Source organism: Streptomyces ossamyceticus, assembly GCF_001418475.1.
GTDB classification, from domain to species: Bacteria; Actinomycetota; Actinomycetes; order Streptomycetales; family Streptomycetaceae; genus Streptomyces; species Streptomyces ossamyceticus.
Window position 1 is genome coordinate 1 of sequence record NZ_LIQX01000673.1, and the last position, 4,752, is coordinate 4,752.

The window sequence follows — 4,752 nt, forward strand, 5'->3', positions numbered from 1 at the left end:
TCGCCCAGCGCGCGCTGACGGCGTTCGACCGTTAGGCGGGCTGGGGCTCAGGGCTGGGCCGGCTGGACGGGGCTCCGGGGATCCGGGGTGTGTGAGGGGTGAGGTGCGGTCGGGGCCGGGGCCGGGCGGGGGCCGACCCCGGTCGCGTCGCGTTGCGTTGCGCTGCGTTGCGCCGTGGTCCGGTCCGTGCTTGCGGCCGGTCACTTCTTGATGGTGATCCGGAAGACGGGGTGCTTCGGGGCGGCGGCGAGCAGTTCCTCGTCCGTGGAGTCGGCGTTGACGTCACCGAAGAAGCGGCCCACCTCCCAGCCCCACTTCTTGAGGTAGGTCCGCAGGACCACCGGCTTCTCCTCGTCGGGCAGCTCGACCGCCGTGAACTCCTGCACCCGGCGCCCCACCTGGAGCCGGCCGCCGCCTGCCGCCCGCATGTTCCGGACCCACTCGGAGTGGCCGCGCGCCGAGACGAGGTAGGGGCCGCCTTCGTACGGCAGCGGGTTCACGGGCAGGCGTCGCCACTCGCCGCTCTTACGGCCGCGCACGGACAGTTCCGCCGTGCCGAGGAAGCTGACGCCTCGCCGGGCGAGCCAGCCGATGGCGTTGTTGACGGCGCGGTCGACGGCGCTGACCTTGATGTAGTGGGTCGACGACATGGTCCCCTCCTGGGGCGCTCGGTGAGCCATTGAGAGAGCGGTGCTCTCGCTTGAGAGCAGTGTGCACGAGACGGGTGCTCCAAAGCAAGAGCAGTGCTCTCGATTGTGTGCAGTGCTCTGCCTCTGTGGCACACTGCTGAGCATGAGCACCGCACAAGGAGCCCGCGCCCGCGCCCGGACCGAGGTCACCGCCGCGATCAAGGACGAGGCGCGCAGACAGCTCGCCGCCGAGGGCGCCGCCAAGCTGTCGCTGCGCGCCGTCGCCCGCGAGCTGGGCATGGTCTCCTCGGCGCTCTACCGCTACTTCCCGAGCCGTGACGAGCTGCTCACCGCGTTGATCATCGACGCGTACGACTCCCTCGGTGAGGCCGCCGAGGCGGCGTACGCGAAGGTGAGCGGGGAGAGTCCGGCGCGGCAGTGGGTCGCCGTGTGCGAGGCGGTGCGGGAGTGGGCGTTGGCGCGGCCGCACGAGTACGCGTTGATCTACGGCTCGCCGGTGCCCGGCTACACCGCGCCCTCGACGACCGTGCCGGCCGCCGCGCGGGTCGGGCTGCTGATGATCGGGATCGTGCGTGACGCCTACCAGGACAAGGGTGTCGCCCAGTGGAAGCTGCCCGCGGAGTTGCGGCCCGAGGCGCGGCGTATGGCCGAGGACCTCGCCCCCGATCTGCCGCCGGAGGTGGTCGTCGTGCTGATCGGGGCGTGGGCGCAGCTGTTCGGGCTGGTCAACTTCGAGGTGTTCGGGCAGTTCAACCGGGTGGTCGAGGACCGGGGGACGTTCTTCCGTCATGCGGCGGGCCAGCTCGCCCACCATGTGGGCCTCGTGTACCCGCAGTCCGGCGCGAAGGAGCACTGAGACGCGCCGGGGCCGCTCGACGAGGCCCGCAGGCATTCTCGACGAGGCCCCGGGTCACTCGACGCGAGGCCCGGGGGCGCTCGACGCGAGGCGAGGCAGCCCAGGGGTGGTCGGGTCGGGTCGGCGTACGTCCCGGGGAGTATGTGTGATCACCTCGCTCGGGTGACGCCGGGGGCGGGGCCCGGCGTCTAGCGTGGCCGTCATGGCAGAGCAGGGTGCGGGAGAGGATGGTTCCCCGGTATGGGGCGGTGGTGGGCGTCGGCACCGTTGGCACGGGGCGCCGCCGTGGTGGAACCGCCCGGACGGTGACGCGTCGCGACCCCGCTGGCCCTGGCGCTCGACCCTGGCGTTCACCGTCTTCGTGCTCGTCGGCTCCAACGCGGCCGCTGACATGCAGGAGGGCGAGCGCGCCCTTCTGGACCCCTTCGCCCGCGTCCTGTTGCTCCTGGGCACCCTCATGCTGCTGTGGCGTTGGCGGCGGCCGGTGGTTGTCGTCTTCGGCACGGCCGCGACCGCCATGGTCTATCTGGGCGCCGGCTACCCGTACGGCCCGGTGTTCCTCACGGTCGCCGTGGGCTGCTTCAGCGCCGTCGTCACCGGGCACCGCAAGGCCGCCTGGACGGCGATGGGCGCGCTGTGGGCGGGGCACGTCCTGGTGGCGCACTGGCTGTACGCGTGGCTGCCGCCCGGCGGGGACGACGCGGCGAGCTGGGTGCAGGAGGGCGTGGTCGTGGCCTGGGGCGTGGCGATCCTCGCGCTCTCGGAGCTGGCCCGGGTGCGGCGTGAGCAGTGGGCCCGTGAACGGGCCGAGCGGGCTCAGGCCGCCCGGCGGCGCGCGGACGAGGAACGGCTGCGGATCGCCCGCGAACTGCATGACGTCCTCGCCCACAGCATCTCCGTGATCAACGTCCAGGCGGGCGTGGGCCTCGCGCTCCTCGACTCCGACCCCGAACAGGCGCGCACGGCCCTCATCACCATCAAGGCGGCCAGCAAGGAGGCCCTCGGAGAGGTCCGCCAGGTCCTCGGCACCCTCCGGTCGCCCGGTGAGGCGCCGCGCGACCCCGCGCCGGGGCTCGACCGGCTGCCCGAACTCGTCGCGCAGGCGGCCGACGCGGGCCTGACCGTCGACATCGAGGGCGAGCCGCCCCCACTGCCGCCGGGCACCGACCTCGCCGCCTTCCGGATCGTCCAGGAGGCCCTCACCAATGTCGTACGGCACTCGGGTGCGCGGCACGCGCGCGTGATCCTCGACCACGGGGGCGGTGAGCTGCGGTTGCGGATCGACGACGACGGGCCCGCCACCGGAACCGACGCCGGGGGCGGCGGCAACGGGCTCGTCGGAATGCGGGAGCGGGCCGCCGCGCTCGGTGGGACCATCGAGGCGGGACCGCGTGCCGACGGGGGGTTCGGAGTACTCGCCGTACTGCCCGTGCGGGCGCCCCGCGAGACCGAGGTGGACCGGTGACCGCGAGACCGAGGAAAGCCGGTGATGCGCGAGGGCGGGGCGGGCCGGTGATCCGAGAGGGCGAGGCGGACCGGTGAGCGGCGAGACGGAGGAGGAGCGGTGATCCGTGTACTGCTTGCCGACGACCAGTCGTTGGTGCGGGCCGGGTTCAAGGCGCTGCTCGACGCACAGTCCGACATCGAGGTGGCCGGGGAGGCCGCCGACGGCGAGGAGGCGCTGCGGAAGGCGCGCGAACTGCGCCCCGACGTGGTGCTGATGGACATCCGTATGCCCGTGCTGGACGGGCTGGCCGCGACCCGGCGCATCACCGACGACCAGGAGCTCGAAGGGGTCAGGGTCGTCATGCTGACCACCTTCGAGCTGGACGAGTACGTCTTCGAGGCGATCCGTTCCGGGGCGTCGGGCTTCCTGGTGAAGGACACCGAGCCGGAGGAACTGGTGCGCGCGGTACGGGCGGTGGTCGAAGGCGACGCGCTGCTGTCGCCCGGTGTCACGCGCAGGCTGATCGCGGAGTTCGCGGCCCGCTCCAAGGAGCCCTCGGCCGCGGCCTCCCTCGCCCGGCTCACCGAACGGGAGCGGGAGGTGATGGCCCTCGTCGGTATCGGCCTGACGAACGACGAGATCGCCCGGCGGCTCGTCGTCAGCCCGCTGACCGCCAAGACCCATGTGAGCCGCACCATGGTCAAGCTGGGTGCCCGCGACCGGGCCCAACTCGTGGTGCTGGCCTACGAGTCCGGGCTGGTCCGGCCGGGCTGGCTGGGCTGACGCGGACGGCTTCCACCAGGGCGCTCCCCGGACCGGTGGCGCGACATCAGCGGGTCGGGTAGGGGACTTCCCCGGCAGGCGGCGCCGTGGCCATGATCAGCCCACGATCAGCCCATGATGATGCCTGAGTTGTCGCGCCACAGTGCGGCGAGCGATGGGTCGCCGGTGACGGACGGGAACGGTACGCGGTTCCAGAGGGAGAGATAGAGCTGTGACGCGGGGCCGGTGATTTCGCAGTCCGCGTCCACATTCAGGTCTGCGTTCGCATCCAGCTCCGCGTTCGCGTTCATGTGCATGTCTGCGTCCGGCCCCCGCTCCGCGCCCCCGTGCGGGCCGGTGAGGGTGGCTGTGCGGGTGGTGACGGGTGGCTCCGGACTCAGGCGCATGGTCCAGACGACGCCCGTGTCCGTCGCCCGCACCCGCAGGACACGGGGCTCGTCGGTGCGTACCCGGCTCCTCGGGCGAGCGTGGAAGGCGAGCAGCAGTTCGTCGATGCCGTCGACGGCGAGGGCCGCCGCGGGCCCGGTGGGTGTGCCGCCGAGCGCGGACTGCGCGTCGGCGCGGTGCACGGTCGTCTCGTGCGCCTGACGGCGGGCCCAGAAGGCCAGCGGGGACGGCGCGGGCAGGAAGCTCCAGCACGCGACATCGGCCGGTGCGGCGCGCAGGGTGTCGACCAGCCTGCCGTGCCCCTCCTCGTACCAGGCCACCAGCGGTTCACCGTCCAGTTCGGGCTCCGCCCCCGGCGCGCGCGGCACGGGGTGCCCGTCGGCGACGAAGCCCGTCGCCCACCGGTGCACGGTTCCGGTGTGCCGCAGCAGGTCCCGTACCCGCCAGCCGGGGCAGGTCGGGACCTCGGCGCCGGTGCCGGCCTCACGCGCGGCCGCCGCCAGCAGACGGCCCTCCTCGTCCACCGTTCTCATGTGTTCGGCAGTGTCCATGGCGAGAGTCTGCCGGATGGAGTGCGGTCCGGGCGGACGACCGACAGCGGCGTGCTGCGCCCCCTTCCCCCTTCCCCC

Annotated in this window: 5 protein-coding genes; 3 read left to right on the plus strand and 2 right to left on the minus strand. The window is 73.0% G+C overall.

The window, feature by feature from the left end; translation table 11 throughout:
* Positions 1–200: 200 nt before the first annotated feature.
* Positions 201–650 (minus strand): nitroreductase family deazaflavin-dependent oxidoreductase, encoded by a 450-nt coding sequence (locus tag AOK15_RS36260; protein ID WP_055522754.1) that lies wholly within the window; start codon positions 648–650, stop codon positions 201–203.
* Between the two features lie 142 nt (positions 651–792).
* On the opposite strand from AOK15_RS36260, the gene AOK15_RS36265 reads away from it, so the two are divergent.
* The 3 genes from AOK15_RS36265 to AOK15_RS36275 all read left to right on the plus strand — a co-directional run bounded on the left by AOK15_RS36265 (position 793) and on the right by AOK15_RS36275 (position 3,736).
* Entirely contained in the window at positions 793–1,506 is a 714-nt protein-coding gene (locus tag AOK15_RS36265; RefSeq protein WP_055522760.1) for a TetR/AcrR family transcriptional regulator, read from the plus strand.
* Positions 1,507–1,699: 193 nt separating this feature from the next.
* Positions 1,700–2,971, plus strand: a complete 1,272-nt coding sequence (locus AOK15_RS36270) for a sensor histidine kinase (protein ID WP_420877024.1) — start codon at positions 1,700–1,702, stop codon at positions 2,969–2,971.
* A 99-nt stretch (positions 2,972–3,070) separates the two neighbouring features.
* Positions 3,071–3,736 carry a response regulator gene (locus AOK15_RS36275; RefSeq protein WP_055522756.1) on the plus strand — a complete coding sequence of 222 codons (666 nt, stop codon included), beginning with the start codon at positions 3,071–3,073 and terminating at the stop codon, positions 3,734–3,736.
* 107 nt (positions 3,737–3,843) lie between these two features.
* Here AOK15_RS36275 and AOK15_RS36280 read toward each other — a convergent pair whose 3' ends face one another.
* On the minus strand, positions 3,844–4,674 hold the full coding sequence (locus AOK15_RS36280; RefSeq protein WP_055522758.1) for a maleylpyruvate isomerase family mycothiol-dependent enzyme: 831 nt from the start codon (positions 4,672–4,674) through the stop codon (positions 3,844–3,846).
* Positions 4,675–4,752: the final 78 nt, after the last annotated feature.